The organism is Methylobacterium sp. Gmos1, assembly GCF_053764715.1.
In genome coordinates, this window is the sequence record NZ_JBSNCC010000004.1 from 346321 (window position 1) to 371148 (window position 24828).

26 protein-coding genes are annotated in these 24828 nt (G+C 71.4%); 10 read left to right on the forward strand and 16 right to left on the reverse strand.

The window, feature by feature from the left end:
* Positions 1 to 32: 32 nt before the first annotated feature.
* The 3 genes from ACS5PV_RS10710 to ACS5PV_RS10720 form a co-directional block, all read right to left on the reverse strand.
* Positions 33 to 590 carry a cyclase dehydrase gene (locus ACS5PV_RS10710; protein WP_455395313.1) on the reverse strand — a complete coding sequence of 186 codons (558 nt, stop codon included), beginning with the start codon at positions 588 to 590 and terminating at the stop codon, positions 33 to 35.
* Positions 591 to 600: 10 nt separating this feature from the next.
* Positions 601 to 1773 (reverse strand): zinc-dependent alcohol dehydrogenase, encoded by a 1173-nt coding sequence (locus ACS5PV_RS10715; protein WP_455395314.1) that lies wholly within the window; start codon positions 1771 to 1773, stop codon positions 601 to 603.
* A 176-nt stretch (positions 1774 to 1949) separates the two neighbouring features.
* Positions 1950 to 2867, reverse strand: coding sequence for a 50S ribosomal protein L11 methyltransferase (locus tag ACS5PV_RS10720; protein ID WP_455395539.1), 918 nt, complete (start codon positions 2865 to 2867; stop codon positions 1950 to 1952).
* Between the two features lie 327 nt (positions 2868 to 3194).
* Here ACS5PV_RS10720 and ACS5PV_RS10725 point away from each other — a divergent pair, with 327 nt between their 5' ends.
* Positions 3195 to 3356 (forward strand): hypothetical protein, encoded by a 162-nt coding sequence (locus ACS5PV_RS10725; RefSeq protein ID WP_455395315.1) that lies wholly within the window; start codon positions 3195 to 3197, stop codon positions 3354 to 3356.
* 82 nt (positions 3357 to 3438) lie between these two features.
* On the opposite strand, the gene ACS5PV_RS10730 is transcribed toward ACS5PV_RS10725, so the two are convergent.
* From ACS5PV_RS10730 to ACS5PV_RS10745, 4 genes are all read right to left on the reverse strand, one after another.
* Positions 3439 to 4227 carry an SDR family oxidoreductase gene (locus ACS5PV_RS10730; RefSeq protein ID WP_455395316.1) on the reverse strand — a complete coding sequence of 263 codons (789 nt, stop codon included), beginning with the start codon at positions 4225 to 4227 and terminating at the stop codon, positions 3439 to 3441.
* A gap of 172 nt (positions 4228 to 4399) precedes the next feature.
* Positions 4400 to 4960, reverse strand: a complete 561-nt coding sequence (locus ACS5PV_RS10735; protein WP_455395317.1) for a YceI family protein — start codon at positions 4958 to 4960, stop codon at positions 4400 to 4402.
* Between the two features lie 12 nt (positions 4961 to 4972).
* Positions 4973 to 5620 (reverse strand): cytochrome b, encoded by a 648-nt coding sequence (locus tag ACS5PV_RS10740; protein WP_455395318.1) that lies wholly within the window; start codon positions 5618 to 5620, stop codon positions 4973 to 4975.
* Positions 5621 to 5688: 68 nt separating this feature from the next.
* The gene (locus tag ACS5PV_RS10745) at positions 5689 to 6303 is read right to left on the reverse strand and encodes a YceI family protein (RefSeq protein WP_455395319.1); all 615 of its coding nucleotides are present in this window, start codon (positions 6301 to 6303) and stop codon (positions 5689 to 5691) included.
* Between the two features lie 127 nt (positions 6304 to 6430).
* Between ACS5PV_RS10745 and ACS5PV_RS10750 the strand changes: the two genes are divergently transcribed.
* On the forward strand, positions 6431 to 7372 hold the full coding sequence (locus ACS5PV_RS10750) for a LysR family transcriptional regulator (RefSeq protein WP_455395320.1): 942 nt from the start codon (positions 6431 to 6433) through the stop codon (positions 7370 to 7372).
* Between the two features lie 27 nt (positions 7373 to 7399).
* On the opposite strand, the gene ACS5PV_RS10755 is transcribed toward ACS5PV_RS10750, so the two are convergent.
* The 3 genes from ACS5PV_RS10755 to ACS5PV_RS10765 form a co-directional block, all read right to left on the reverse strand.
* Entirely contained in the window at positions 7400 to 7759 is a 360-nt protein-coding gene (locus tag ACS5PV_RS10755) for an HVO_A0114 family putative DNA-binding protein (protein WP_455395321.1), read from the reverse strand.
* A complete protein-coding gene (locus ACS5PV_RS10760; RefSeq protein WP_455395322.1) occupies positions 7746 to 8054 on the reverse strand; it encodes a toxin-antitoxin system TumE family protein in 309 nt (102 codons plus the stop codon). Before ACS5PV_RS10760 ends, ACS5PV_RS10755 begins: the two co-directional genes overlap by 14 nt.
* Before the next feature lie 99 nt (positions 8055 to 8153).
* Complete coding sequence (locus tag ACS5PV_RS10765) at positions 8154 to 9029, reverse strand: alpha/beta fold hydrolase (protein WP_455395323.1); 876 nt, start codon at positions 9027 to 9029, stop codon at positions 8154 to 8156.
* Between the two features lie 198 nt (positions 9030 to 9227).
* On the opposite strand from ACS5PV_RS10765, the gene ACS5PV_RS10770 reads away from it, so the two are divergent.
* Positions 9228 to 10718: a mannitol dehydrogenase family protein gene (locus ACS5PV_RS10770; RefSeq protein WP_455395324.1), complete on the forward strand. Its 1491-nt coding sequence runs from the start codon at positions 9228 to 9230 to the stop codon at positions 10716 to 10718.
* 18 nt (positions 10719 to 10736) lie between these two features.
* On the opposite strand, the gene ACS5PV_RS10775 is transcribed toward ACS5PV_RS10770, so the two are convergent.
* The gene (locus tag ACS5PV_RS10775; protein ID WP_455395325.1) at positions 10737 to 11045 is read right to left on the reverse strand and encodes an addiction module antidote protein; all 309 of its coding nucleotides are present in this window, start codon (positions 11043 to 11045) and stop codon (positions 10737 to 10739) included.
* A 4-nt stretch (positions 11046 to 11049) separates the two neighbouring features.
* Positions 11050 to 11343: a type II toxin-antitoxin system RelE/ParE family toxin gene (locus ACS5PV_RS10780; RefSeq protein WP_455395326.1), complete on the reverse strand. Its 294-nt coding sequence runs from the start codon at positions 11341 to 11343 to the stop codon at positions 11050 to 11052.
* A gap of 173 nt (positions 11344 to 11516) precedes the next feature.
* Between ACS5PV_RS10780 and ACS5PV_RS10785 the strand changes: the two genes are divergently transcribed.
* The 6 genes from ACS5PV_RS10785 (at position 11517) to xylB (ending at position 18681) form a co-directional block, all read left to right on the forward strand.
* Positions 11517 to 12827, forward strand: coding sequence for an ABC transporter substrate-binding protein (locus tag ACS5PV_RS10785; RefSeq protein WP_455395327.1), 1311 nt, complete (start codon positions 11517 to 11519; stop codon positions 12825 to 12827).
* A 306-nt stretch (positions 12828 to 13133) separates the two neighbouring features.
* On the forward strand, positions 13134 to 14024 hold the full coding sequence (locus tag ACS5PV_RS10790; protein WP_455395328.1) for a carbohydrate ABC transporter permease: 891 nt from the start codon (positions 13134 to 13136) through the stop codon (positions 14022 to 14024).
* Between the two features lies 1 nt (position 14025).
* A complete protein-coding gene (locus ACS5PV_RS10795; protein ID WP_455395329.1) occupies positions 14026 to 14844 on the forward strand; it encodes a carbohydrate ABC transporter permease in 819 nt (272 codons plus the stop codon).
* A 12-nt stretch (positions 14845 to 14856) separates the two neighbouring features.
* Positions 14857 to 15960: an ABC transporter ATP-binding protein gene (locus tag ACS5PV_RS10800; RefSeq protein ID WP_455395330.1), complete on the forward strand. Its 1104-nt coding sequence runs from the start codon at positions 14857 to 14859 to the stop codon at positions 15958 to 15960.
* A 296-nt stretch (positions 15961 to 16256) separates the two neighbouring features.
* On the forward strand, positions 16257 to 17213 hold the full coding sequence (locus tag ACS5PV_RS10805) for a carbohydrate kinase family protein (RefSeq protein ID WP_455395331.1): 957 nt from the start codon (positions 16257 to 16259) through the stop codon (positions 17211 to 17213).
* Positions 17214 to 17226: 13 nt separating this feature from the next.
* Positions 17227 to 18681 (forward strand): xylulokinase, encoded by a 1455-nt coding sequence (gene xylB / locus ACS5PV_RS10810; RefSeq protein ID WP_455395332.1) that lies wholly within the window; start codon positions 17227 to 17229, stop codon positions 18679 to 18681.
* A gap of 259 nt (positions 18682 to 18940) precedes the next feature.
* Here the strand turns inward: xylB and ACS5PV_RS10815 are convergent, their stop codons facing one another.
* The gene (locus ACS5PV_RS10815; protein WP_455395333.1) at positions 18941 to 20266 is read right to left on the reverse strand and encodes an MFS transporter; all 1326 of its coding nucleotides are present in this window, start codon (positions 20264 to 20266) and stop codon (positions 18941 to 18943) included.
* A 157-nt stretch (positions 20267 to 20423) separates the two neighbouring features.
* Between ACS5PV_RS10815 and ACS5PV_RS10820 the strand changes: the two genes are divergently transcribed.
* A complete protein-coding gene (locus ACS5PV_RS10820) occupies positions 20424 to 20684 on the forward strand; it encodes a hypothetical protein (protein WP_455395334.1) in 261 nt (86 codons plus the stop codon).
* Between the two features lie 100 nt (positions 20685 to 20784).
* On the opposite strand, the gene ACS5PV_RS10825 is transcribed toward ACS5PV_RS10820, so the two are convergent.
* The 3 genes from ACS5PV_RS10825 to ACS5PV_RS10835 all read right to left on the reverse strand — a co-directional run bounded on the left by ACS5PV_RS10825 (position 20785) and on the right by ACS5PV_RS10835 (position 24791).
* Entirely contained in the window at positions 20785 to 22479 is a 1695-nt protein-coding gene (locus tag ACS5PV_RS10825) for an AMP-binding protein (RefSeq protein ID WP_455395335.1), read from the reverse strand.
* A gap of 75 nt (positions 22480 to 22554) precedes the next feature.
* Complete coding sequence (locus ACS5PV_RS10830; RefSeq protein WP_455395336.1) at positions 22555 to 23286, reverse strand: hypothetical protein; 732 nt, start codon at positions 23284 to 23286, stop codon at positions 22555 to 22557.
* Positions 23283 to 24791, reverse strand: coding sequence for a leucyl aminopeptidase (locus tag ACS5PV_RS10835; RefSeq protein ID WP_455395337.1), 1509 nt, complete (start codon positions 24789 to 24791; stop codon positions 23283 to 23285). Before ACS5PV_RS10835 ends, ACS5PV_RS10830 begins: the two co-directional genes overlap by 4 nt.
* Positions 24792 to 24828 lie beyond the last annotated feature (37 nt).

The following is a 24828-nucleotide window of genomic DNA, read 5'->3' on the forward strand; positions in this document are numbered from 1 at the left end:
GGTTCTGCCGGCCATGCCGGCAGAACCGATGCTCACGCCGCCGGCCGGCCGTCGCGCCAGGGGCGCAGCGGGCCGGGGATGCGGAAGTCCCGCGGCACCGCGAAGTCGCGGGCGGCGCCGTGGGCGGAGGCGAGGCCCCCGGGATAGCCGCTGCGGTTGTGGTACTCGTAGGCACCCCGCGGCGCCGGGCGCTTGTCGGCCGTGAGCCCCTGGACGCAGACGATGTCGGCGAGCGTCACGCCGGCCACCGCGGCGGTCGCCAGCGCCAGGGTGCCGGCGCGGGGGTTGTCGCCCTCGAAGCCGGTCGCCAGCGTGGCGAGGTCGAGGGCGTCGCCCGCGACCCGTCCCCAGATCCACGGCGTCGGATCGTGGCTCATCAGGATCGCGGCGCCGGTGGCGACCTCGCGGGCGCCGTAGGCCTGGATCAGGGCCTCGCGGCCCTGAAGGCCGAGCGCCCGGCAGAGCGCCCGCGGCGCCAGGATCTCGGCGAGGCCGAGGCCGATCGAGAACCAGCCGAGGCCGCGGGCGAGCGCGTCGTGCGCGGCGCGGGAGCGGGGATCGACGGTGCGTTTCATGGCTGAGCGCGTCATGGCTGGATCCTCATGGCCGGATCATCACCTTGATGCAGCCGTCCTGCTTGTCCCGGAACGTCCGGTACATCTCCGGCCCCTGCTCCAGCCCCACCGTGTGGGTGATGACGAAGGACGGGTCGATCTGCCCCTCCTCGATCCGCCGCAGGAGGTCGTCGGTCCAGCGGTTGACGTGGGTCTGGCCCATGCGGAAGGTCAGGCCCTTGTTCATCGCGGCGCCGAACGGCACCTTGTCGATCAGGCCGCCATAGACGCCGGGAATCGACAGCACGCCGGCCGGGCGGCAGGCCATGATCATCTGGCGCAGCACGTGCGGCCGGTCGCTCTCCAGCATCACCGCCTGCTTGGCGCGGTCGTAGATCGCGTCGAGCGAGGAGGTGGCGTGGGCCTCCATGCCGACCGAGTCGATGCACTTCTCCGGGCCCTTGCCGTCGGTCATGTCGTTGAGCCTGGCGACGACGTTCGATTCCTCCTCGAGGTTGATCGTCTCGGCGCCGCCGGCCCGCGCCATGGTCAGGCGCTCGGGCACCCGGTCGATGGCGATGACGCGTCGCGCCCCGAGCAGGATCGCCGAGCGGATCGCCATCTGGCCGACCGGGCCGCAGCCCCAGATCGCCACCGTGTCCTCCGGCTGGATGTCGCACTGCACCGCCGCCTGCCAGCCGGTCGGGAAGATGTCGGAGAGGAAGAGCAGCTTCTCGTCCGGGATGCCGTTCGGCACCTTGATGTGGGTGGCGTCGGCGAAGGGCACCCGCAGGTACTCGGCCTGGCCGCCCGGATAGCCGCCGGTGAGGTGGGTGTAGCCGAACAGGCCCGCGGTGGTGTGGCCGAAGGCGGTCTCCGCGAGCGTCTTGTTGCGGTTCGTGCGCTCGCAGACCGAGAAGTTGCCGCGCTTGCACTGCTCGCACTGGCCGCAGATGATGGTGAACGGCACCACGATCCGGTCGCCGACCTTCAAGGCCTTGTTGTCCCGCCCGACCTCGACCACCTCGCCCATGGTCTCGTGGCCCATGATGTCGCCCGACTTCATGCCCGGCATGAAGTGGTCGTAGAGGTGCAGGTCGGAGCCGCAGATGGCGCAGGAGGTCACCTTGATGATCGCGTCGCGCCCGTCCTCGATCGTCGGATCGGGAACCGTGTCGCAGCGGATATCCGCCGTGCCGTGCCAGACGAGGGCCTTCATCGCTGATCGGTCTCCGAGGCTCGTGCCGCGAAGGACCGGGATTGGCCGTCCGCGCGCACGGACCGCCGGCCGGCCAGGATGCTTATACTCCCTACCGGTAGGCGGCGATGCCCGGACAACCGATCAGCGGTGTGCCTGTTCCTTGCACGAGGCCGCGGGGTTCAGCATGGATTGGCTCAGCGCGGCCTGGACGCCGCCCCGCCGCGGCGCAACTCCAGGGTGACCCAGCCCTCGATCAGGCGCCGCCGGCGCAGGCGGAAGCCCTGCGCGGCGTAGGCCGAAAGCACGCCCGGCACGTCGCGGGGGATCAGGCCCGACAGCACCAGGGTGCCGTCCGTCGCCACCGCGCGGGCGAGGCTCGGTGCGAGCCCCCGCAGCGGCCGGGCCAGGATGTTGGCGAAGACGAGGTCGAAGGCGCGGGTGTGGCGGGCGAGCGGGTGGCGCAGGCCCGGCGCCTCGTAGAAGGCCATCAGGTTGGCGAGGCCATTGAAGGCGGCGTTGGTCCGCGCGGTCGCCACCGCCTCCGGGTCGAGGTCGCCGGCCACCACCGTGGTGTGGAGGAGGCGCGCGGCGGCAAGCCCCAGGATGCCGGTGCCGGTGCCGACGTCGAGGATGCGGTGCGGCCGGCGCCGCTTCACCTCGTCGACGAGGGCGAGCAGGCAGCCGAGCGTGGTGCCGTGATGCCCGGTGCCGAAGGCGAGCGCCGCCTCGATCTCGATCGGCAGGTCGTTCGGCTGCACCCGCCCGCGGTCGTGCGAGCCGTGGACCAGGATGCGCCCGGCCCGCACGGGCTTCAGGCCCTCCAGAGAGGTGCGGACCCAGTCCTGCTGGTCGATCTCGGCGAAGGTGGCCTCGTCGGCGGCGTCGCCCAGGATCGGGCGGATCAGCTCGCGCACCGCCTCCTCGTCGGGCTCCTCGGAGAAGTAGGCCTCGAGGTGCCAGGTCTTGCCGTCCTCGGCCTCGAAAGCCGCGACCGCGGTCTCGGTCGGGTCGAACACCTCGCCGATCAGGTCGGTCATGGCGCGGGCCGCGCGCTCGTTCGTGTCGAGACGCAGCACGTGGGTCGGGCGATGGGGCGGCAGGCCTTCGAGCATGCCCCGCGCCATAGCATCCGCGCCGCCCGCCGTCACCGCCCCGTCACGCCGGCGCGGCATCTCTCCCGCCGGCCGAATCGCCCTGGCCCCCCGAAAGGGTGTGGCGGCGGCGGCACGGCCGACCTGTCGACAGGGAAACTTGAACTGCCCCCGCGGAACCGGCGCAGCGGGGCGGCGTTCATAGCGGCGCCGGTCGCCAGAAGCCGGCCGTTGAAGGATCCTACGATGCGTACCCGAGTTCGCGAGCAGGTTCGGACGGGTGTCTCCGCCGCCCCGGCTCAGGCTCCCGTGCGGGATCTTCCCATCCTGCGGGACACCCCCACTGCGGTGCGCGAGACCGCACCCTGGCGCCGTGCGGCGCCGCTCACCGCCGAGGATACGGCCCTGCCGGGCCGCATGCTCGTGCTGCTCAGCCGGCTGCACCGGAGCGAGATGCAGCTGAAGGCCGATGCGGAGGCTGCCCGCACCGCGACGCCGCAGGGCATCTGAGCCCCCACCGGCTTCGGGTGACCGCGCGAGGCGGTTCCCCGAAGCCGTCGATCCGCACGCCCCGGCGATTCAGGCCGAAGATTCAGGAACCGAGGCGCGACCCCAGCTTGGCGTCCGGCACGTAGCCGCGGTTCCAGGTCGGGCTGATCACCACCTCGTTGAGGCAGACGTGCTTCGGGCGCGTCGCCACGAACAGGACCAGCGCCGCCATGTCGTCGGGCTGGAGCATGCGGGCCCGGTCCTCGGGCGTCACCGGAACCGGGCGCTTGTCGAGGATCGGGGTCGCGACCTCGGCCGGGCACAGGACCGTCGAGCGGATGCCGTTGACACATTCCTCCATGTTGATGCTGTGGCTCATCGCCACCACCGCGTGCTTGGCCGCCGTGTAGGCCGGCCCGCTCACCGGGCTGACGAAGCGCCCGGCCCAGGAGGCGGTGTGGATCAGGACGCCGTCGCCCTGTTCCCGCATCAGCGGCAGCACCGCGAGCGAGGCGTAGAAGGCGCTCGACAGGTTGGCCTGGATCACCTCCTGCGCGCCCTCCGGCGACAGGGCGTCCCAGCGCCGCTCGCGCACGTTGCTGCCGGCATTGCTCACCAGCACGTCGAGCCGGCCGAACCGCGACGCGATGCTCTCCACGATGGCCTTGATGCGGCCCGCGTCGGTGACGTCGCCGGGCTCGACCACGGCCTCGGCCCCGGATTCCGCGATGCGCGTGGCGAGCGCCCGCAGCGGCTCCTCACGGCGCCCGGTCAGCACCACCCGGGCGCCCGCCCCGGCGAGCGCCAGCGCCGCCGCCTCGCCGATGCCGCTACCCGCGCCCGTCACCCAGGCGACCTTGCCGGCCAGATCCTGCGCCGTGTTCTGGGCCATGTCCCGTCTCCTCCCGTTCGGCGGCACCCTTTCCGCCCGTTCACCGGGCCGGGCCGTCCATAGACCCTGTCTGCCAAGGTACGACGGCATCGCGCAAGAGCGGGATCGGGGCCGCGGGGCGGCGGCCGCCCGAGGAGGAGGCTTTCGCGGGGGGGGCGTCGGCGGGACGGGCTCAGCCGCCCGTCTTCACGCTCGCCGTCACGTCGATGTCCACCCCGACCTGCAGGGCGACCATCGAGTCGTTGGCCCACGATCCCTGGCCGACGCCGTAATCGGTGCGCACGAGGTCGAGATGGCCGACCGCGTGGGCGGTGCCGCCCGTGACGGTCAGGCGGAACGGCAGGGTGACGTCCTTGCGCATCCCGCGGATCGTCAGCGTGCCGACGGCGTCGTAGGCGTCGCCGCCCTTCGGCACGAAGCGGGTCGCCTCGAAGCGGGCCTGCTTGTCCTTGGCGGCGTTGAACCAGTCGGCCTGCGGCAGGGCCTCGTCGCGCTGCTTGTCGCCGGTCTCGGCGCTGGTCAGGTCGACGAGCACCACCGCCTTGCCGGCTTCGGGCTTCTGCGGATCGAAGCTGATCTGCGCGTCGTAGCGGGTGAAGCGGCCCTTGAACGGCGCGCCGACCTGGGTGCCGGAGAAGCCGATGCGGCTCTTCCCCTGATCGACAATCCAGTCAGCGGCCTGCGCCGCGAGGGGTGCGGAGACCAGGGCGAGGGCGAGGACGAGAGACTTCATCGCGAGGAGACCTCAAGGCTTCGGGCTGGGCCGCGGCACCAGGGGCAGCATCCGCCACAGGGTGTCGTCGCGCAGCGCGAGGTGGTGGCGCAGGGCCGCGCCGACATGCAGGACGAGGAGCGCCATCAGCAGCCAGGCGCCGTAGCTGTGCACGAGCTTCAGCACACCCTCGACCGCCGCCTTGTTCGGCAGCTCGGGCAGGACCGGCAGGTGCGGCCAGGGGATCGTCCCGTAGAGCACCGTCGGGATGTTGTAGGGCGAGGCCGAGACCATCGCCCAGCCGACGAGCGGCATGGCCAGCAGCAGGCCGTAGAGCGCCAGGTGGGCCAGGTGCGCCGCCCGCCGCTCGGCCTTCGGCATCGCGTCGGGCAGCGGCGGCGGCCGGTGGGTGAGCCGCCAGGCGACGCGGACGACCATCAGCACCAGCACGGTGAGGCCGACGGACTTGTGCCACTGGTAGAAGGCGAAGCGGTCCATCGGCGAGAGCGGGCCCCGCGTCATCGCGAGGCCCAGGGCCAGCAGGGCCAGGATGCCGAGGGCGATCAGCCAGTGCAGCACGATCGCGACGAGGGTGTAGCGACGGGGTGTCGCGACCGTGTGCATGATAATCGAGACCTTGGGATCGGGACCTTCGGCTTCCGAGGAGTTGGTGTCTCTCACGAAACTCCCGGTCACCGGCGTCGCTCGATGGGGCGGCGCCAGCGCAGCGGGAGTTTCGTGAGGTGCACTTAGTCCTTGCGCTCGAAGGCGCCGTTGAGGACGAGGTGGACCTCGTCGCTGACGGCCGGCACGAAGGCCTTCACGCCGAACTCCGAGCGCTTGATCGTGCCCTTGGCCTCGAAGCCGACGGTCTGCTTCTTGTTCATCGGGTTGGCGCCGGCGCCGACGAGCGTCACCTCGAGGGTCACGGGCTTGGTCACGCCGTGCAGGGTCAGGTCGCCGACGACCTTGGCCTTGTCCTTGCCCTCGGGCGTCACCTTGGTGGAGGTGAAGGTCATCTCCGGGAACTGGGCGACGTCGAGGAACTTGTCGCTCTTCAGCGAGTCCAGCATGTGCTGGCTCGGGGTGTAGAGCGACTTCACCGGGATGGTGACCTTCAGGCGGCTCTCGGCGGGCTTGGCCGGCTGCAGCTCCAGGGTGCCGGAGACGTCCGAGAAGATGCCCGTGTACTGCGAGAAGCCGAAATGGTTGACCGTGAACACCGCCTGGGTGTGGCCGGGATCGACCACGTAGGTGCCCGCCGGGATCTGGGCGGGGTCGCGGGTCGCGGCGCCCTGGGCGCTGGCCGGGGCGGCGAGGGCGAGACCGGCGGCGAGGCCGAGGGCGAGAACGGACAGCTTCACGAGAACGACTCCGTGTCGGCGGGGACGGGCGCGGCCCGGGACCCGGGCTCACTGCACCGCAACCCCGCGGGCGGCCCCTCGATTAAGCCGGTTCCGTCGCAGGCGTAAGACAGCTAAACCGGGACACATGGTTGCTGGATCGGAAACCTTCCGGGGTGCTCTCTCTGATGTGCGGGCGTTCTGCGCCGTGGTGGATCACGGAACCGTGACCCAGGCGGCGGAAATCCTCGGGGAAACCAAAGGCAGCATCTCCCGCAGGGTCTCGCGGCTGGAGCAGGAACTCGGCGTCACCCTGCTCGCGCGCACGCCGCGGGCGGTCTCGCCGACGGTAGAGGGGCTGGCCTTCCACGCCAAGGCGCAGGAGAGCCTCGGCCTCCTCGACGGCGCGCTCGAGACCGCCCGCAACGCCCGCACCCTGCCGCGGGGCCACCTGCGGGTCACCACCTCGATCGATTTCGGCATCGAGGTGATGCCCGACCTCGTCGCGAGCTTCCGCGGGCTCTACCCGCAGGTCACGATCGACCTCCTCATCACCGATGCCCGCCTCGACCTCGCGGCCAACCGCATCGACCTCGCCCTGCGCCTCGGCAGCGGCGAGGGCCAGGACGGCGGTTACCGCGCCCCGGTGCTCGCGAGCCTGATGATCGGCCTCTACGCGGCGCCCTCCTACCTCGCCGCCCGCGGGTCGCCCGACACCCTCGACGACCTCGGCGCCCACGACCTGATCCTGTCGCGCGAGCGCCTCGGCCCGGCCCAGATGCGGCTCTCGGACGGGCAGGGCCGCGAGGGCCACGTCACCGCCCAGCCGGCGATCCGCGCCACCGACTACGCCACGGTGCTGCGCCTGACCCGGGCCGGCGCCGGCATCGGCCACATTCCGAGCCTGGTGGCGGCCCGCGCCCTGAAGGAAGGCGCCCTGGTGCCGGTGCTGCCCGACTGGGCGAGCCGCGGCGGCGTGCTGCGCGCCGTCAGCCTCGCCGGGCGCGAATTGCCCGCCCGGGTGCGGCTGTTTCGCGACCACGTCCGCCTCGGCCTCGCGGCGATGCGGGAGGAGGCGGGGCCGGGGTGACGCCCTCGCCTCTCCGGACAGGCGCCGCTACGCGGCGATCCGGATCGTCGAGGCGATCTCGTCGACTTCGCTCGACAGCCCGCCATCCTGCGCCCGCACGACGAGCCCCAGTTCGGCCAGAGCGACCACGTCGGCGTGCACGCGCCGTACGTCCCGGCCGAGGGCCCGGGCCAGAGGGCGAATGCCGGTCTCGGGCGAGCGCCGGAGATGCCGCAGGAGGTCGAGGCGCTTCGGCGTCAGCACCGCGCACAGGGCCTCCCAGTTCCGGAACACGAGGCGGTCATCGGCCGCGATGGGCTGGCCGGCCTCCGCGGCCTTCCAGGCCGCCGCGACCTCGGCCGCCGCCTCGCGCAGGCTCTGGCCGACCTTGATCTCAGTCCTTGCCATGGCTCTTCCTCCAGCTGTCGACGGCTTCGACGAAGTCGCCAAGCAATCGGTCGACGTCGACGAAGCGATACGGCGTCTCCTGGCCCTCGTCATGCCGGTGATCGCCCTTGCCGCGCTCGTTGTCGAAGCCGATCACCCGAGCGCCGTCGACGAGGCGATACTTGAACCCATGATCCGTCGGCGGGACCGGCGTTGGAACCCGCCACACCACCAGCTCGGCGAAGTCACGTTCGTCGAACGCGACGCGACGGCGAATGAGAAGTTCCGCCGGCATGTTGTCATGATGGGACAACATGTGTTGGCGTCAAGGGACATCGCGGCGACGCGGTGGGAGACGGGTCAGCGCCTCGGTATCCAGCTTTGTCCTGTTTCGCGTCCCGGTCCCTGATAGCGATCACTTCGCCGCAGGTTGCGCATCCGACCCAGCGATGAACTCTCGCATCGCCCCGAACACCCGCTCCGGGTCGTCGCCGTGGATCTGGTGGCTGCACCCGCTCAGCCGCTCGAAGCGCAGCAGGTGCGCGGGGATCGCCGCGGCGGTCTCCTCGACGAGGGGCATCGGCACGATGGGATCGTGCTCGCCCGCCATCAGCAGCACGGGGCAGCGCAAGCGGCCGAGATCGGCGCGGAAATCGAAGCGGCCGTGCTCGTTGCGCGGGCCGTTGAAGTGCAGCGCCACCTCCGTGCGCATGATGACGCGCGAGACATCGGCCGGCGGGCGGTCCCGGCGGTGGCGGAAGAAGGGCACGCAGCGCTCGAAGAAGCGCGCCCGCCCCTCGGCGGTCGGGTTCGTCCAGTAGCTCTCGGCGATGGCCCCGACCTCCGGGCCGCCGACGCGCGCGAAGGCGGAGAAGACGGTCGGGAAGTCGATCCGGGCCGCCGTGCTGAGCAGGATCAGCTTGCTCGGATGGTCGGGGTAGCGGGTGGCGTAGGCCTGGGCGACGAAGCCGCCGAAGGACAGGCCGCAGACGATCGGCCGGACGATTCCGAGGGCGTCGCACAGGCCCTTCACGTCCTCGGCCCATTGCGCGAGGGTCCAGGTCGCGGGGTCGTCGCCCTCGCTGCGGCCGTTGCCGCGATGGTCGTAGAACACGACCTGGGCGACGTCGGCGAGGCCCGCGAACGCCTCCTTGAGGCTGGTATGGTCGAAGCCCGGCCCGCCATGCAGCACCAGCAGGGTCGGCTTCTCGCGCATCCCGTCGAGGGCCGGCGCGAGGCCGAAATTCGCCACGTCGACGAACAGGCGCACGCCGTTCACCAGAATCTGCATGCGATCGTCCCCCGAGGAGCGGCGAGCCGGGCCCGGCGCCCGGCTGCCCCAACGGCAGGATCGCACGTCCGGGATCGTCCCGCACCCGCCCGTCGGCGCCGGCGCCGGCCGCGCAGGCCATCGACGCTGCCGCAGCGGCGCATTAATCAGGGCGCTCCCGCCGGGTTCCTTCACCCGCCGCCAGTCCGAGCGACGACCATGAGCGCAGACCGCGATCCCGTGCCCCTCAGCCGCGCCACGCTGGCCGCCCTCGGCCCGAGCGTGCGGGTGCCCGCCTACGACGTGGCGCGGGTGCGCGCCGGCATCGTCCATCTCGGGCTCGGCGGCTTCCACCGGGCGCACATGGCCCGCTACACCCACGACCTGATGGAGCGCGACCCCGACGCGCTGGCCTTCGGCATCCTCGGGGTCGGGCTGATGCCGGGCGACCGGCGAATGATCGACGCCCTGGCGCCGCAGGACGCGCTCTACACCCTCGTCGAGCGCGAGGGCGCCGACGAGACCGTGACGGTGATCGGGTCTCTCGCCGGCGTCGCCTTCGCCGGCGAGACGACCGCGGCCGTGCTCGATGCGATCGACGACCCGGCGATCCGCATCGTCAGCCTGACGGTGACCGAGAACGGCTACTGCCTCGACCCGGCGACGAAGCGGCTCGACCCCGACCACCCGCTGATCCGCGCCGATCTCGCCGCGCCCGAGCGGCCGAGGAGCGCGATCGGCGTCATCGTCGAGGCCCTGCGGCGGCGGCGGGCGGCGGGGCGCCCGCCCTTCACGCCGCTCACCTGCGACAACATCCAGCACAACGGCGACGTCCTGCGCGACGCGGTGGTGGCGCTGGCGCGCCTGCGCGATCCGGATCTGGCGGAGTGGATTACCGCACAGGTCGTCTTCCCCTCGACCATGGTCGACCGCATCACCCCGGTGACGGCGCCCGCCGACGTCGCGGGCCTGGCTGAGCGCCACGGCCTCGCCGATTCCTGGCCGGTCTTCAGCGAGACCTTCACCCAGTGGGTGATCGAGGACCGCTTCCCCGCCGGGCGGCCGGCCTGGGAGAGGGTCGGCGCGCAGTTCGTCGCGGACGTCGCGCCCTACGAGTTCATGAAGCTGCGCCTCCTCAACGGCAGCCACCTCGCGGTCTCGGGGCTGGGGCGGCTCGCCGGCTACGTCACGATCGACGAATCGATGGCCGACCCGCGCATCGCCGCGGTCATGACGGCGCTCATGGACCGGGAGACCGGCCCGACCGTGCCGCCGGTGCCGGGGATCGACCTGGCGGACTACAAGCGCACGCTGGTCGCGCGCTTCGCCAACCCGGCGATCCGCGACACGGTCGAGCGGGTCAACACCGACGCGCCGCTCAACGTGCTGGTCGACCCGATCCGCGGCCGGCTGGAGCAGGGCGGCAGCGTCGAGTTCCTGGCGCTGGCCCTCGCCGCCTGGCTGCGCCGGGTGCGCGGCGTGGACGAGCGCGGCGGCGCGATCGAGGTGCGCCACCCGATGGCGGCGCTGCTGCGCGAAAAGGCGATCGCGGGCGGTCCCGATCCGCGCCCCTTGCTCGGCATCCGCCCGCTCTTCGGCGAGCTCGGCGACGACCCGCGCCTCGTCGCGCCGGTGGCGGAATGGCTCGGGATGCTCGACGGACACGGCATCCAGGCGACGCTCGACGAGGCGGCGCGGCGGGCGGCGTGAGGCCGCCGGGGCGGTCCTTCAGGCCGCCCCGGCCTCGGTCGCGACGACCGGCGCGACGGCCAGCTTCAGCCCGAGGGCCTTGAGCACCGCCATCAGGGTCTTGAGCTGCGGGTTCCCCTCGTCGGACAGGGTGCGATACAGGGTCTCCCGCGACAGGCCGGTCTCCCGGGCGACCTGAGCCATTCCTTTCGCCCGGGCGATGTCGCCGAGCGCCGCGGCGAGAAGGACCGGATCGCCCTCCTCCAGGACGGCCTCCAGGTAGAGCGCCACGCGCTCCGGCGTGTCGAGGCTGTCGACGACGTCCCACGGGACGGTTTCGAGAGGCATGTCGTCACTCCTGTTGTTGGGCGAGACGCTTCGCGGCGAGAATATCCTTGTCCTGCGTGCGCTTGTCGCCACCACAAAGCAGGATCACGATCTCAGGGCCCCGTTGCATGAAGTAGACCCTGTAGCCCGGGCCGTAATCAATCCGTAACTCGCTGACACCGTCTCCGACAGACTTGGCGTCGCCCGCATTTCCTAGCGAGAGACGCCGGATGCGAGTATCGATGCGGAGCCGGGCACGCTCGTCACGAAGGCCGACGATCCATGCACGAAAGACGAGGGTCTGTCTGATCGTCGGCATGAACGTTTGTAGCTTTAAAGCTACGATTCGTCCACCGCAAACCCCGTGGACGACGATGCCGCAACGGCATCTTGCTCCATCCTCCCGGCTTGACGCCGTCCCACCGGACGCTCACCAATTGCGCGCAACGGCGCCCCCCACAGGGTGAGAGCGGCGCGACGGGAGGATACGACGTGAGACGGACGCACACCCTGCTGCTCGCCGGGGCCCTTCTCGCCGGCACGCCGGCGCTCGCCGAATCGACCCTGACCATCGCCACCGTCAACAACGGCGACATGGTGGTGATGCAGAAGCTGTCCTCGGCCTTCGAGAAGGCCCATCCGGACATCAAGCTGCGCTGGGTGGTGCTGGAGGAGAACGTGCTGCGCCAGCGCGTCACCACCGACATCGCCACCAAGGCCGGCCAGTTCGACGTGCTGACCATCGGCAACTACGAGGTGCCGATCTGGGCGCGTCAGAACTGGCTCGAGCCGATGGACGGGTTGCCGGCCGATTACGACGCCAACGACCTGCTCAAGACCGTCCGCGAGGGCGTGAGCCGCGACGGCAAGCTCTATGCGCTGCCGTTCTACGGCGAGAGCGCGATGACCTATTACCGCAAGGACCTGTTCGACAAGGCCGGCCTGACCATGCCGGAGGCCCCGACCTACGACGAGATCAAGGGCTTCGCCGCGAAGCTCACCGACAAGGCGAGCCAGACCTACGGCCTCTGCCTGCGCGGCAAGCCGGGCTGGGGCGAGAACATGGCCTACGTCACGACGCTCGTCGACACCTTCGGCGGCCAGTGGTTCGGCGAGGGCTGGAAGACCACGATCGACACGCCCGAGTGGAAGAACGCGCTCACCTACTACACCGAGGTCTTGAAGAACTACGGCCCGCCCGGCGCGACCTCGAACGGCTTCAACGAGAACCTGGCCCTGTTCGCCAGCGGCCGCTGCGCGATGTGGATCGACTCGACCGTCGCGGCCGGCCTGCTCTACGACCCGAAGCAGTCGCAGGTCGCCGACAAGGTCGCGTTCGCGCCGATGCCGGTCGGCAGCTTCAAGGGCGGGCCGACCTGGCTGTGGAGCTGGAACCTCGGCATCCCAGCCTCCTCCAAGCAGAAGGACGCCGCCAAGACCTTCGTCGCCTGGGCGACCAGCAAGGCCTATGTCGAGATGGTGGCGAAGGAAAACGGCTGGGTCGCGGTGCCGCCGGGCACCCGCGAATCGACCTACAAGTCGGCCGACTACCAGAAGGCCGCGCCCTTCGCGGGCTTCGTCCTGAAGGCGATCGACAGCGCCAACCCGAGCGGCCAGACCAAGAACCCGCGGCCCTATACGGGGGCGCAATTCGTGGCGATCCCCGAGTTCCAGGGCATCGGCACCCAGGTCGGCCAGACCGTCGCGGCGACGCTCACCGGCCAGCAGACGGTCGACGCGGCGCTCAAGGCCGCGCAATCGGCGACCGAGCGGACGATGCGGCAGGCGGGGTATCCGAAGTAGGACCGGCCCACGGCCTGAACAGCTAACCCCGAGACAGGACGAGGCGCACTCCCCTCTCCCGTGTGGGAGAGGAGTCGGGGGTGAGGGTGCTACGGTTCTGAGTCTAACTGGAACCGTAGTGCTGGCAGCTCGACGCTTAGCGTCAGACTCAGGACCGTAGCACCCTCACCCCTACCCCTCTCCCACACGGGAGAGGTGATCCCGCGCCTTCTTCTTTCCGACACAGCCCTGCCTGGCATGGGATAGTCATAATGCCGGGGCCACCCACGGCCCTGACCCGAGACCCGCGCGACGAGGCGACGCCGGATGTCCACCCCCACCACGGCCTCCACCAAGGGCCGCCGCTTCAACGGCCTGCCGCTCATCGGCCCCTCGGTCACCGTGCTGCTGATCTGGATGATCGTGCCGCTGGTGATGACCGTGTGGTTCTCGTTCCAGCGCTACAACCTGCTCGACCCGACGGTGACGGGCTTTGCCGGGTTCGACAATTACGAGTTCCTGGTCACCGACCCGGATTTCTGGGCCTCGCTCACCAACACGCTCCTCCTCGTCGGCTCGGTGCTGGTCATCACGGTGGTCGGCGGCACGTTGCTGGCGGTGCTGTTCGACCAGCCGTTCCCGGGCCGCGACGTCGCCCGGCTGTTCGCGATCGCGCCATTCTTCGTCATGCCGACGGTCGCGGCGCTGATCTGGAAGAACCTGATGATGCACCCGATCTACGGCGTCTTCGGCGCCGTGGCTCGCGCGCTCGGCCTGCCGGCCGTCGACTGGTTCGCCGATTATCCGCTGCTCTCGGTCATCCTGATCGTGTCGTGGGAGTGGCTGCCCTTCGCGCTCCTGATCCTGCTCACCGCCGTCCAGTCCCTCGACCGCGAGCAGCTCGAGGCCGCCCGCATGGACGGGGCCGGCGCGCTGGCGCAATTCTTCTACATCGTGCTGCCGCACCTCTCCCGGGCGATCAGCGTGGTGGTGATGATCGAGACGATTTTTTTGCTCACCGTCTTCGCCGAGATCTACGTCACCACCGCGGGCGGGCCCGGCAACGCCACCACCAACCTCGCCTTCCTGATCTACGCCCGCGCGCTCCTGCAATACGACGTCGGCGGCGCCTCGGCCGGCGGCGTGGTGGCGATCGTGCTTGCCAACGTCGTGGCGTTCTTCCTCGTGCGCACCATCGCGCGCCGGCTGGAGGTGTGAGGTGAGGAAGCAATCTCTGCCCAAGCGCGTCGGCATCGCGATCCTCGGCTGGGGCGCGGCCTTCGTGCTGTTCTTCCCGCTCTTGTGGATGCTCCTCACCAGCCTGAAGAGCGAGCCGGAGGCGGTGACCCCCTCGCTCGCCTTCGCGCCGACGCTCCAGAGCTACGGCGACGTGCTGGCCCGGGCCGACTACCTCTCCTTCGCGTTGAACTCGGTGCTGATCTCGGTCGGCGGCACGGTGCTGGCGCTGGCGCTCGCCATTCCGGCGGCCTACGTCATGGCCTTCCACCCGACGAAGCGCACCCGCTCGACGCTGCTGTGGATGCTCTCGACCAAGATGCTGCCCTCGGTCGGCGTGCTGGTGCCGATCTACCTCGTGTTCCGCACCCTCGGGCTCCTCGACACCCGCATCGGCCTCATCGTCGTCTACACGCTGATGAACCTGCCGATCGTGGTCTGGATGCTGTTCACCTTCTTCAAGGAGGTGCCGAACGACATCCTGGAGGCCGGGCGGATGGACGGCGCGCGCACCGGCGCCGAGGTCTGGCACCTGCTCCTGCCGCTGACGCTCCCGGGCGTCGCCTCGACGGGGCTGCTCTCGCTGATCCTGTGCTGGAACGAGGCGTTCTGGAGCCTCAACCTGACCTCGTCGGCGGCGGCACCGCTGACCGCCTTCATCGCCTCGTTCTCGAGCCCGCAGGGACTGTTCTTCGCCAAGCTGTCCGCCGCCTCGACGGTGGCGGTGGCGCCGATCCTGGTCTTCGGCTGGCTGTCGCAGCGCCAGCTGGTGCGCGGCCTCACCTTCGGCGCCGTCAAGTAGGAGCCCCGAACCATGGCTACCCTTCGCCTCCGCGGCTTGCGCAAGAGCTACGGTGACGCCGAGATCATCAAGGGCGTCGACCTCGACATCGCCGACCGCGAATTCGCGGTCTTCGTCGGACCGTCGGGCTGCGGGAAGTCGACGCTCCTGCGGATGATCGCGGGCCTGGAAGAGATCACCGACGGGGATCTCTTCATCGACGGCGCCCGGGTCAACGAGGTCGGCCCGGCCGACCGCGGCCTCGCGATGGTGTTCCAGTCCTACGCGCTCTATCCGCACATGAGCGTGCGCGACAACATGGCCTTCGCCCTCAAGCTCGCCGGCGCCTCGAAGGCCGAGCGCGCCGCCAAGGTGGCGGAGGCCTCGCGCATCCTCCAGCTCGACGCCTATCTCGACCGCAAGCCGAAGGACCTGTCGGGGGGCCAGCGCCAGCGCGTCGCGATCGGGCGGGCCATCGTGCGCCACCCGAAGATCTTCCTGTTCGACGAGCCGCTCTCGAACCTCGACGCGGCTCTGCGCGGCCAGATGCGGATCGAGCTGGCGCGCCTCCACCGCGACCTCGCCGCCACGATGATCTACGTCACCCACGACCAGGTCGAGGCGATGACGATGGCCGACAAGATCGTGGTGCTCCAGGCCGGGCGGATCGAGCAGGTCGGCTCGCCGCTCGAACTCTACCATCATCCGGCGAACCTGTTCGTCGCCGGCTTCATCGGCAGCCCGCGGATGAACCTGCTGCCGGTGCAGGCGACCGGCGCCGATCCGGCCGGGGTGCGGGTGGTGCTGCCCGGCGGCGGCGAGGTCGTGGTGCCGGTGGAGGCCGCGCGCGCCGCCCCCGGCACGCGCGTGACCCTCGGCATCCGCCCGGAGGCGCTGAAGCCGGGTGCGGATGGGGCGCTCGCCGGCGAGGTGAGCCACGTCGAGCGCCTCGGCGGCCTGACGCTCGCCCACGTGACGGTCGCGGGCGGCACCACGGTGGTGGCCCAGATCGAGGGTAGCGCGCCGGTGCGGGTGGGCGAGGCGGTGCGCCTGGCGATCGATCCCGCGGCGACCCACCTGTTCGACGGCGAGGGCCGGGCCCTGCCGCACCGCTCGCGCCACCCGCTGGCGGCGTGAAGAATGGAAGCGTCCGTCATCCAGCAGAACGCAGAATTTCTCCTCTCCCCGCGGGCGGGGAGAGGGCTGCGTCTCCGTTCAGGAGATGCAGCAAGCCCGTAGGGCGAGGGTGAGGGGGTGGTTCCGGAGGAGCCTCTTTCGGCATCACCCCCTCACCTTCGGGTCGATCCCTACGGGATCGATGCGCCGCCTCGCCGCGCCGACGACAAGGTCGTCGCGGCCCTCTCCCCGCCCGCGGGGAGAGGGGACGTACACCATCAGTCGCGCGAACTCACCTGCCGCATGAGGAAAGCCCCATGATCCTGGTCTGCGGCGAAGCCCTGATCGACCTCTTCGTCGAGTCCGGACGCCCGGCGCCGGAGCGCGGCGGCCTGCCGGCGCTGGCGGTGGCGGGGGGCTCGCCGTTCAACCTGGCGATCGGCATCCGCCGGCTCGGCGCCGCGAGCGGCTTTTTCGCCGGCCTGTCCTCGGACGCCTTCGGGCGGATGCTGGCCGACCGGCTGGCGGCGGAGGGCGTCGACCTCGCCTTCGCCAAGGAGAGCCCGCGGCCGACGCCGCTCGCCATCGTCTCGACCGGCGCGGACGGCCACCCCGCCTACACCTTCCACGCCGAATCCTGCGCGCATGCCGACCTCGGTCCCGCCGAGCTGCCGGCGAGCCTGCCCGACGCGGTGCGGGCGATCGCCATGGGGTCGTTCTCCCTGGTGGCCGAGCCGGTCGGCACCGCCTACGCGGCGCTCGCCAGGCGCGAGGCGCGGCGGCGGGTCATCAGCCTCGACCCCAACCTGCGCCTCGGCCTGATCCCGGACCTGGATCGCTGGCACGCCCGGTTCGCCGAGCTCGCGGCGCACGCCGACATCGTCAAGCTCTCCGACGAGGACCTGCGCGCGGCCTACGGGGCGGGCGCCGACGAGGGCGCGGTCGCGCGGGGCTGGCTCGACGCGGGCGTGGCGCTCGTCGTCGTCACCGCCGGGCCGGACGGGGCGCGGGCCTACCACGCCGCCGGGCCGGTCTCCGTCCCGGGGCGCAAGGTCGCGGTGATCGATACGGTCGGCGCCGGCGACACCTTCCACGCCGCCCTGCTCGCCCGCCTCGACCGCGACGGGCGGCTCGCGCGCGAGGCGCTCTTCGCCCTCGACGCCGAGGCCCTGCGGGACATCCTGTCCGAGGCGGTGGCGGCGGCCGGCATCACCTGCACCCGCCTCGGCGCCGACCTGCCGACCCGCGACGACCTCCTGTCGGTGCTGCGTTGAGAGTGTCCGCCTGATGTATCTCGGTCTCGATCTCGGCACCTCCGGCCTCAAGGCCGTCCTGGTCGACGACGCGCAAGCGATCGTCGGCAGCGCCACCGCGCCGCTCTCCGTCAGCCGCCCGCATCCGGGCTGGAGCGAGCAGGACCCGGCGCAGTGGTGGCGCGCCCTGGAGCAGGTCCTCGATGGCCTGAAGGCGCGCCACCCGGCGGAACTCGCCGCGGTCCGGGGCATCGGCCTGTCGGGCCAGCAGCACGGCGCGGTGCTCCTCGACGCGAATGACCGGGTGCTGCGCCCCTGCATCCTGTGGAACGACACCCGCGCCACCGCCGAATGCGCCGCCCTGGAGGCGGCCTGGCCGGACCTGCGCCGGGTCGCCGGCAACATCGCCATGCCGGGCTTTACCGCCCCGAAGCTGCTCTGGGTGCGGGCGCACGAGCCCGAGATCTTTTCGAAGACCGCCCGGGTCCTGCTGCCCAAGGCCTGGCTGCGCCTCGCGCTCACGGGCGAGGCGATCGAGGAGATGTCGGACGCCTCCGGCACCCTCTGGCTCGACGTCGCGGCAAGAAGCTGGTCGGGCGACGCGCTCGCGGCGACGGGGCTCACGCCCGCCGCGATGCCGCGCCTCGTCGAGGGCTCGCAAGCCGCGGGCGTCCTGCGCCCGGATCTCGCCCGGCGCTGGGGCATGGCGAGCCCGCCGCTCCTCGCCGGCGGCGCGGGCGACAACGCCGCGGGAGCCGTCGGGCTGGGCGCGATCCGGCCCGGCGACGCCTTCGTGTCGCTCGGCACCTCCGGCGTGCTGTTTGCCAACACCGACGGCGCACGGCCCTACCCGGAAGGCGCGGTCCACGCCTTCTGCCACGCCCTGCCGGGCCGCTGGCACCAGATGGGCGTGACCCTCTCGGCCGCCGCCTCGCTCGCCTGGTGGGCCGGCATCGCCGGAACCGACGAGGCGCGCCTGGTAGCGGAGGTCGGTCCGGTGGAGCGACCGAGCGAGGCCTTGTTCCTGCCCTACCTCGCCGGCGAGCGCACGCCGCACAACGACGGCGCGGTGCGCGGCGCCTTCGCGGGCCTGTCGGCGGGTACCGATCGGGCTGCCCTGACGCAGGCAGTGATGGAGGGCGTGGCGTTCTCGCTGCGCGACTGCCTCGACGCGGTGCGGGCCTCCGGCACGCAGGTCGAGGCGGCGGACGTCATCGGTGGCGGCTCGCGGTCGGGCGCGTGGATCCGGATCCTGGCGAGCGTCCTCGACCTGCCCCTGCGCCCGCTCGCCGAGGGTGAGCATGGCGGCGCCTTCGGGGCGGCCCGCCTCGCGCGGCTCGCGGTGACCGGCGAGGCGGCCGACGCGGTCTGCACCCCGCCGGAGCGCGGAGAGACCGTGCGGCCGGATCCCGGCCTCGCGCAAGCCTATGCCGAGCGGCTCACGCTTTATCGCGGCCTGTACCCAGCCCTGCGGTCGCTCGGGAGCTGACGGCTCCCGAACGCCCGGTCCACGACACTGGCGGGGAGCCCGTCGCGATCATGCTCTCCCACCCGCGACCTCATCCCGAGGTGCCGAAGCGAAGCGCACGCCTCGAAGGAGGCCTCCTTCGAGGTCAGTCCATCGGAGATGAACCGACATCTCAGGATGAGGGCGAGAGGTGGAAAGGGGCTGATAGTCCAGCCAGAACGCCCCGGTTGCCTCATGACCCGCGCCGTCGACCGCATCGGTCAGGCGGCGCGGGCCGTTCTCACTCCGCCGCGGCCGCCCGGGTGGCCGTCGTCTCCAGGTCGCGGCTGACCTTGAGGGTCATCGCCACGATGCCGCCCGCGAGGGTGACCGCGCCGAGCACGAGGAGGCCGGCGGTGAAGGTGCCGGTCAGGTCCTTGAGGTAGCCCATGACGTAGGGACCGGCGAAGCCCGACAGGTTGCCGATCGAGTTGATCGCCGCAATGCCGGCGGCGGCCGAGCTGCCGGTGAGGAAGGCGCTCGGGATCGGCCAGAGCAGCGGCGGCGTCGCTGAGACGCCGATCTGGCTCAGGCACAGGAGCCCGAGCACCAGGACCGGGCTCGACACCAGGCCCGCCCCGGCGACGCCGACCGCCGCGACGATCATCGCGAAGCAGACGTGCTCGCGGCGCTTCAGCGTGCGGTCGGAACTGCGGCCGAGCAGCACCATCCCGACTGCCCCGAACACGAAGGGCAGCGCCGAGAGCAGGCCGGTCTGGAAGTTGCTGACCCCGAAGCCCTTGACGATGGTCGGCAGGAAGAACGCCACGCCGTAGCTCGCGGCGTTGAGGCAGAAATACACGAACGAGCAGGCCAGCACCCGCGGGTCCGAGAGCGCCTTGCCGATGCTCATGTGCTCGACGGCGACCTTCTGCTTGCGCTCGGTCTCGAGCCGCGTCTCCAGCCACGACTTCTCGTCGGCGGCCAGCCATTTCGCCTGGCCCGGCCGGTCGGTGAGGTAGAAGATCACCACGATGGCCATCACGATCGACGGCAGCGCCTCGAGGATGAACAGCCACTGCCAGCCTTCGTGGCCGGCCCCGGTGATGTTCAGGAGCGCACCCGAAACCGGCGCGCCGACGATCGACGAGAACGGGATCGCCAGCATGAACATCGCGACGACCCGGGCCCGGTAGACCGACGGGAACCACAGCGTGAGATAGAAGATGATGCCCGGGAAGAAGCCCGCCTCGGCGATGCCGAGCAGGAAGCGCAGGATGAAGAACACGTACTCGTTCGAGATCCCGGTCGCCCGCGAGATCGGCTGGATGTAGGCGAACAGAGCCGAGATCAGGCCCCAGCTGAACATGATGCGGGCGATCCACAGCCGCGCGCCGAACTTGGCGAGGGCCAGGTTCGACGGCACCTCCAGCAGGAAGTAGGCGATGAAGAACAGCCCGGCGCCGAAGCCGTAGGCCGCCTCGGACAACCCGAGTGCCGCGTTCATCTGCAGCTTGGCGAAGCCGACATTGACTCGGTCGAGGTAAGCAACGAAGTAGCAAATGACCAGAAACGGCATCAGCCGCCACATGACCTTGCGGATCGTCCTGGTTTCGATCTCTTCCACGGTAAGTTTCCTGCCCTTGGGGTATTGTTGCCGAGCCGCAGCTCTGCACGCTCTCTAGCAGAGACGGGGGCCAGAAGGGGAGTCCACCGTCCGTCCCGGCCGGTGGATGCCGGCGCGACGCAAGCGAACCGCCGGCCCCGCCGCGTGTTGCCCCGGCATGACCGACACGCCTCCCGACCCGACCATCCAGGCCCGCCGGCGCGAGATCGTCGCCGAGCACCTGCTCTTCACCACCCTGCGCTTCCTCGCCGGGCGGCACCCGGAGCTGCTCGACGCGCTCGATGCCAGCGTCGACCACCTCGGCGATCCGGGCGGCGGCGCGACGCAGGACGACGAGGCCGTGCGCGACATCGCGCGCCGGTTCGTCGCCAGCCTCCGGTCCACGGCGAGTTCCGATCCGCACCCGCAGGCGCGCTGAGGAGCCGGCCGGCGACCCGGATGAGGCAGCCGGCCCTCTCGAAACGGGTGGCGGGCATCCGGCAGGACGCTCGCCCGCAAAAGGGGGAGGGCTCGGCGCGCTACCCCACCGCCTCCCCTTCCCGCAGCGCCCGCCGCAGCACCTTGCCGACATTGGTCTTCGGCAGGCTATCGCGAAAAACGTAGCGGCGGGGCACCTTGTAGGCGGTCAGCCCCTCCCGAGCATGGATCCGCAGGGCCTCCGCCGTGAGGTCGGGGTCGCGCCGGACAATGTGGGCGACGACGCTCTCGCCGGTCTCGGCGGAGGGCTCGCCCACCACCGCCACCTCCAGCACCCCGGGATGGGCGGCGAGCACGTCCTCGACCTCGTTCGGGTAGACGTTGAAGCCCGAGACCAGGATCATGTCCTTCATCCGGTCGACGATGCGGACCTGCCCGTCGGGCTCGATCAGGGCGACGTCGCCGGTGCGGAAGAACCCGTCCGGGGTCATCGCCCGGGCGGTCTCGTCGGGCCGGCCCCAGTAGCCGGCCATCACCTGCGGCCCGCGCACGCAGAGCTCGCCGGGCTGGCCCACCGGCAGGGTGGTGCCCTCGGCGTCGCGGATGCACACCTCGGTCGAGGGCGCCGGGTAGCCGATGGTGCCCGACCAGTCGTGCAGGTCCGGCGGGTTGATCGAGACCACCGGCGAGGTCTCCGACAGGCCGTAGCCCTCGATCACCGCCTTGCCGGTCACGTCCTTCCAGCGGCGGGCGACGGGCCCCTGCATCGCCATGCCCCCGGCGATGGCGTATTCGAGCCGCAACCAGTCGACCTTGGCGATGTCGGGGTGGTTGAGGAGGGCGTTGAACAGGGTGTTGACGCCCGACAGGTTGGTGAAGCGGCTCTTGCGCAGAAGGCCGACGAATCCGGGAATGTCGCGCGGGTTCGGCACCAGGAGGCAGCAGGCGCCCAGCCGCATCATGAAGAAGAAGCAGCAGGTCAGCGCGAAGATGTGGTAGAGCGGCAGGGCCGTCACCATCACCCGGCCCGGCCCCTCGTCGTCGCGCATGCGGAACCACACCCGGCTCTGCTCGACATTGGCGGCGACGTTGCGGTGCGTGAGCATCGCCCCCTTCGAGACGCCGGTGGTGCCGCCGGTATATTGCAGGAAGGCGAGGTCGTCGGGTCCGACCGCCACCGGGCGCAAGCCGGCGCGGCGGCCGGTGGCGAGGGCCGCCTTGAAGGACGTCCGGCGCTCCGCCGGCAGGCTGTAGGCCGGCACCGCCTTCTTGAGGTGGCGCGCCGCCAGGGTGATGAGCGAGCCCTTCATCCCGAGCCCGTCGCCGGCGCCGGCCACCACCACCCGCTCGAGGCCGGGCAGATCGAGCAGCGACTCGGCGACCGTGTGGCAGAAGTTCTCCAGCACCACCAGCACCCGGGCGCCGGCGTCGCGCAGCTGGTGGGTCAGCTCGCGCGGGGTGTAGAGCGGGTTGACGTTGACGACCGTGGCCCCGGCGAGCAGCGCGCCGACCAGCGCGATCGGAAAGGCCGGCACGTTCGGCATCATCAGGGCGACCCGGTCGCCCTTCGCCACCCCTTGCGCTTGCAGGAAGGCCGCCATCGCCTCGCCCTCGCGCCTGAGCGCCGCGTAGGTCAGGGAGGAACCGAAGCAGGTGATCGCCGGGCGGTCGGCGAAGCGTCGCGTAGCGGTCTCGATCAGGTCGACGAGGGTGCCGAGGCTCGCCGGCTCGATCTCCGTCGGAACGCCGGCCGGATAGGCGGCGAGCCAGGGCCGCGGCGGGGTGTTCGGTTCCATCGCGCTCGACCCCTTGCCCATGAACTCCACCCTCCCGTGTGCCGGGTGCCTCACGGGCCCCGGCTTGCCTCCGGGTTAGCGCCTCCCCGGGGTGGATTCAACCGACGCGCTCGGCCGGGCGAGGCCGAGGAGGACGTGCGGCAGGAACGCCGCGAGCACGAGGCCCAGCGCCAGCACCGCCTGATCGTCGGAGAGCGGGAGCCGCGGGAAGCCCGACAGGCCGAGATCGCGGGCCGACGCCACGACGCCGAGCGCCCAGGCGAGCGCCGCGAAGCGCAGGAGCCCCCGGCCGAGGGCGCGGACCCGGCTGCCCCGGCGCGGCAGTCCGCGGGCGACGAGGGCGGAGAATCCCAGCGCCCCGCCGAGAACGAAGGCCGCCGCGGCGGCGCCGAGCCCCTGCGCCACCGCCATCGGCTGGCCGGACAGGAAGGCGACGCCGCCGACCGAGAAGCCGGCCCGCAGCACCAGCCCGCCATAGGTCGGGTGCAGCGACAGGCCGATCACGAGGGCGAGGCCGACGAGCGCCCCGAGCCAGCCGCGCCAGCCAGGTGCTGCGAGCGGCAGGAGCGCCGCCCGCACCATCCCGTAGGCGATGGCCGCGAAGAACAGCGGGTAGCGGTCGGCGAAGAAGCCGTAGGCCCACTGCCCGAAGCCTGCCGCGTCGAGGCTGCGTTGCGTCGTGCCGGTGGCGGCGACGAGGGCCACGGCGGCGAGCGCCGCCGCGAGCGGGATCAGGGCGGCGAGGCGCCCCGGCCGGGCGGCCGTCACGGGGGCGGCGCCCGGGAGGGCGCCGGCGAGCGCGCTCACGCCTCGTAGTGGTCGCGCACGAGCCGGTCGAGGAGGCGCACGCCCCAGCCCGAGCCCCAGGAGCGGTTCACCTCGGTCGCCGGCGAGCCCATGCCGACGCCGGCGATGTCGAGGTGGATCCACGGCACGTCGTTGACGTAGCGCTTGAGGAACTGCGCCGCCGTGGCCGAGCCGCCGTGGCGCCCGCCGGTGTTCTTCATGTCGGCGAACTTCGACTCGATCAGCTTGTCGAAGCCCGGGGTCAGCGGCATGCGCCAGACCTTCTCGCCGGTGGCCTCGCCGGCGGCCGAGAGGCGCTGGGCGAGCTCGTCGTTGTTCGAGAACATGCCGGCGAATTCCTGGCCGAGCGCCACCAGGATCGCGCCGGTCAGGGTCGCGAGGTCGATCATGAAGCGCGGCTTGTAGCTCTGCTGCACGTGCCAGAGCACGTCGGCCAGCACCAGGCGGCCTTCGGCGTCGGTGTTGATGATCTCGATCGTCTGACCCGAGAGCGAGGTGACGATGTCGCCGGGGCGCTGCGCCTTGCCGTCGGGCATGTTCTCGACGAGGCCGATGGCGCCGAGCGCGTTCACCTTGGCCTTGCGGCTGGCCAGCGCGTGCATCAGGCCGACGACGCAGGCGGCGCCCGCCATGTCGCCCTTCATGTCCTCCATGCCGCCGCTCCCCTTGATGGAGACGCCGCCGGAATCGAAGGTCACGCCCTTGCCAACGAAGGCCACCGGTGCCTCGGAGGCGTCCTCGGCGCCGTTCCAGCGCATGATGACGACACGGGCCTCCTTGGCCGAGCCCTGCGCGACGGCGAGCAGCGCCCGCATGCCGAGCTTCTTCATGTCCTTCTCGTCGAGGACCTCGACCTCGACGCCGAGCTTCTCGAGCGCCGACGCGCGGCGGGCGAACTCCTCCGGGTCGAGGACGTTCGGCGGCTCGTTGACCAGTTCACGGGCGAGGATCACGCCCTCGGCGAGGCCTTCGGCCGCACGCAGCGCCTTCTTCTGCCCGGCATTCTCGGGCACCAGCAGGGTCAGGCGCCCAGCCCCGCTCGCCTCCTCGCCCTCCGGCACCTTCTTGCTCTTGTAGCGGTCGAACTTGTAGGCGCGCAGCCGCGCGCCGAGCGAGAACGCCGCGACCTCGTCGGAGCCGGGCGCCGTGCCGGGCCATTCGAGCACGATCGTGGCCGAGCGGCTGCCGAGCTTGCCGGCGGTGTAGCCGCCTAAGCTCGCCCAGTCGCGGGCGGCCTCCTCCGCGCCGGTGCCGACCACCACCAGCCGCTCGACCGCGAGGCCGGCGGGAGCGGTGAGGACGAGGGCGCTCAGCGCCTTGCCCTTGAACCGCTCGACGCCGGCTGCGCGCGCCACCAGCTCGGCGGCGCCGGGACCGGCGATCTCGGCCGCCCGCGGCGACAGGGCGAGGTCCTCGCCGACGAACAGCACGAGGTCGCCGCCGGGCTTCGCCTGTGCGCCGGACGCGGCGAGGGATTCGATCTCGATGCTGATGCCGTCCGCCATGGCGTTGCTTTCGTCCCGTTCCTCAAGGAGTCGCGCG

Excerpts from the sequence above, each read along its gene's own strand:
- ACS5PV_RS10780 (WP_455395326.1), bottom strand. The coding sequence starts at position 11,343 with ATGCCGACGATCAGACAGACCCTCGTCTTTCGTGCATGGATCGTCGGC.
- ACS5PV_RS10720 (WP_455395539.1), bottom strand. The coding sequence starts at position 2,867 with ATGCTCGAAGGCCTGCCGCCCCATCGCCCGACCCACGTGCTGCGTCTC.
- ACS5PV_RS10770 (WP_455395324.1), top strand. The coding sequence starts at position 9,228 with ATGAGCGCAGACCGCGATCCCGTGCCCCTCAGCCGCGCCACGCTGGCC.
- ACS5PV_RS10710 (WP_455395313.1), bottom strand. The coding sequence starts at position 590 with ATGACGCGCTCAGCCATGAAACGCACCGTCGATCCCCGCTCCCGCGCC.
- ACS5PV_RS10715 (WP_455395314.1), bottom strand. The coding sequence starts at position 1,773 with ATGAAGGCCCTCGTCTGGCACGGCACGGCGGATATCCGCTGCGACACG.
- ACS5PV_RS10800 (WP_455395330.1), top strand. The coding sequence starts at position 14,857 with ATGGCTACCCTTCGCCTCCGCGGCTTGCGCAAGAGCTACGGTGACGCC.
- ACS5PV_RS10775 (WP_455395325.1), bottom strand. The coding sequence starts at position 11,045 with ATGCCTCTCGAAACCGTCCCGTGGGACGTCGTCGACAGCCTCGACACG.
- ACS5PV_RS10735 (WP_455395317.1), bottom strand. The coding sequence starts at position 4,960 with ATGAAGTCTCTCGTCCTCGCCCTCGCCCTGGTCTCCGCACCCCTCGCG.
- xylB (WP_455395332.1), top strand. The coding sequence starts at position 17,227 with ATGTATCTCGGTCTCGATCTCGGCACCTCCGGCCTCAAGGCCGTCCTG.
- ACS5PV_RS10730 (WP_455395316.1), bottom strand. The coding sequence starts at position 4,227 with ATGGCCCAGAACACGGCGCAGGATCTGGCCGGCAAGGTCGCCTGGGTG.
- ACS5PV_RS10765 (WP_455395323.1), bottom strand. The coding sequence starts at position 9,029 with ATGCAGATTCTGGTGAACGGCGTGCGCCTGTTCGTCGACGTGGCGAAT.
- ACS5PV_RS10805 (WP_455395331.1), top strand. The coding sequence starts at position 16,257 with ATGATCCTGGTCTGCGGCGAAGCCCTGATCGACCTCTTCGTCGAGTCC.
- ACS5PV_RS10750 (WP_455395320.1), top strand. The coding sequence starts at position 6,431 with ATGGTTGCTGGATCGGAAACCTTCCGGGGTGCTCTCTCTGATGTGCGG.
- ACS5PV_RS10825 (WP_455395335.1), bottom strand. The coding sequence starts at position 22,479 with ATGGAACCGAACACCCCGCCGCGGCCCTGGCTCGCCGCCTATCCGGCC.
- ACS5PV_RS10755 (WP_455395321.1), bottom strand. The coding sequence starts at position 7,759 with ATGGCAAGGACTGAGATCAAGGTCGGCCAGAGCCTGCGCGAGGCGGCG.
- ACS5PV_RS10820 (WP_455395334.1), top strand. The coding sequence starts at position 20,424 with ATGACCGACACGCCTCCCGACCCGACCATCCAGGCCCGCCGGCGCGAG.
- ACS5PV_RS10790 (WP_455395328.1), top strand. The coding sequence starts at position 13,134 with ATGTCCACCCCCACCACGGCCTCCACCAAGGGCCGCCGCTTCAACGGC.
- ACS5PV_RS10835 (WP_455395337.1), bottom strand. The coding sequence starts at position 24,791 with ATGGCGGACGGCATCAGCATCGAGATCGAATCCCTCGCCGCGTCCGGC.
- ACS5PV_RS10760 (WP_455395322.1), bottom strand. The coding sequence starts at position 8,054 with ATGTTGTCCCATCATGACAACATGCCGGCGGAACTTCTCATTCGCCGT.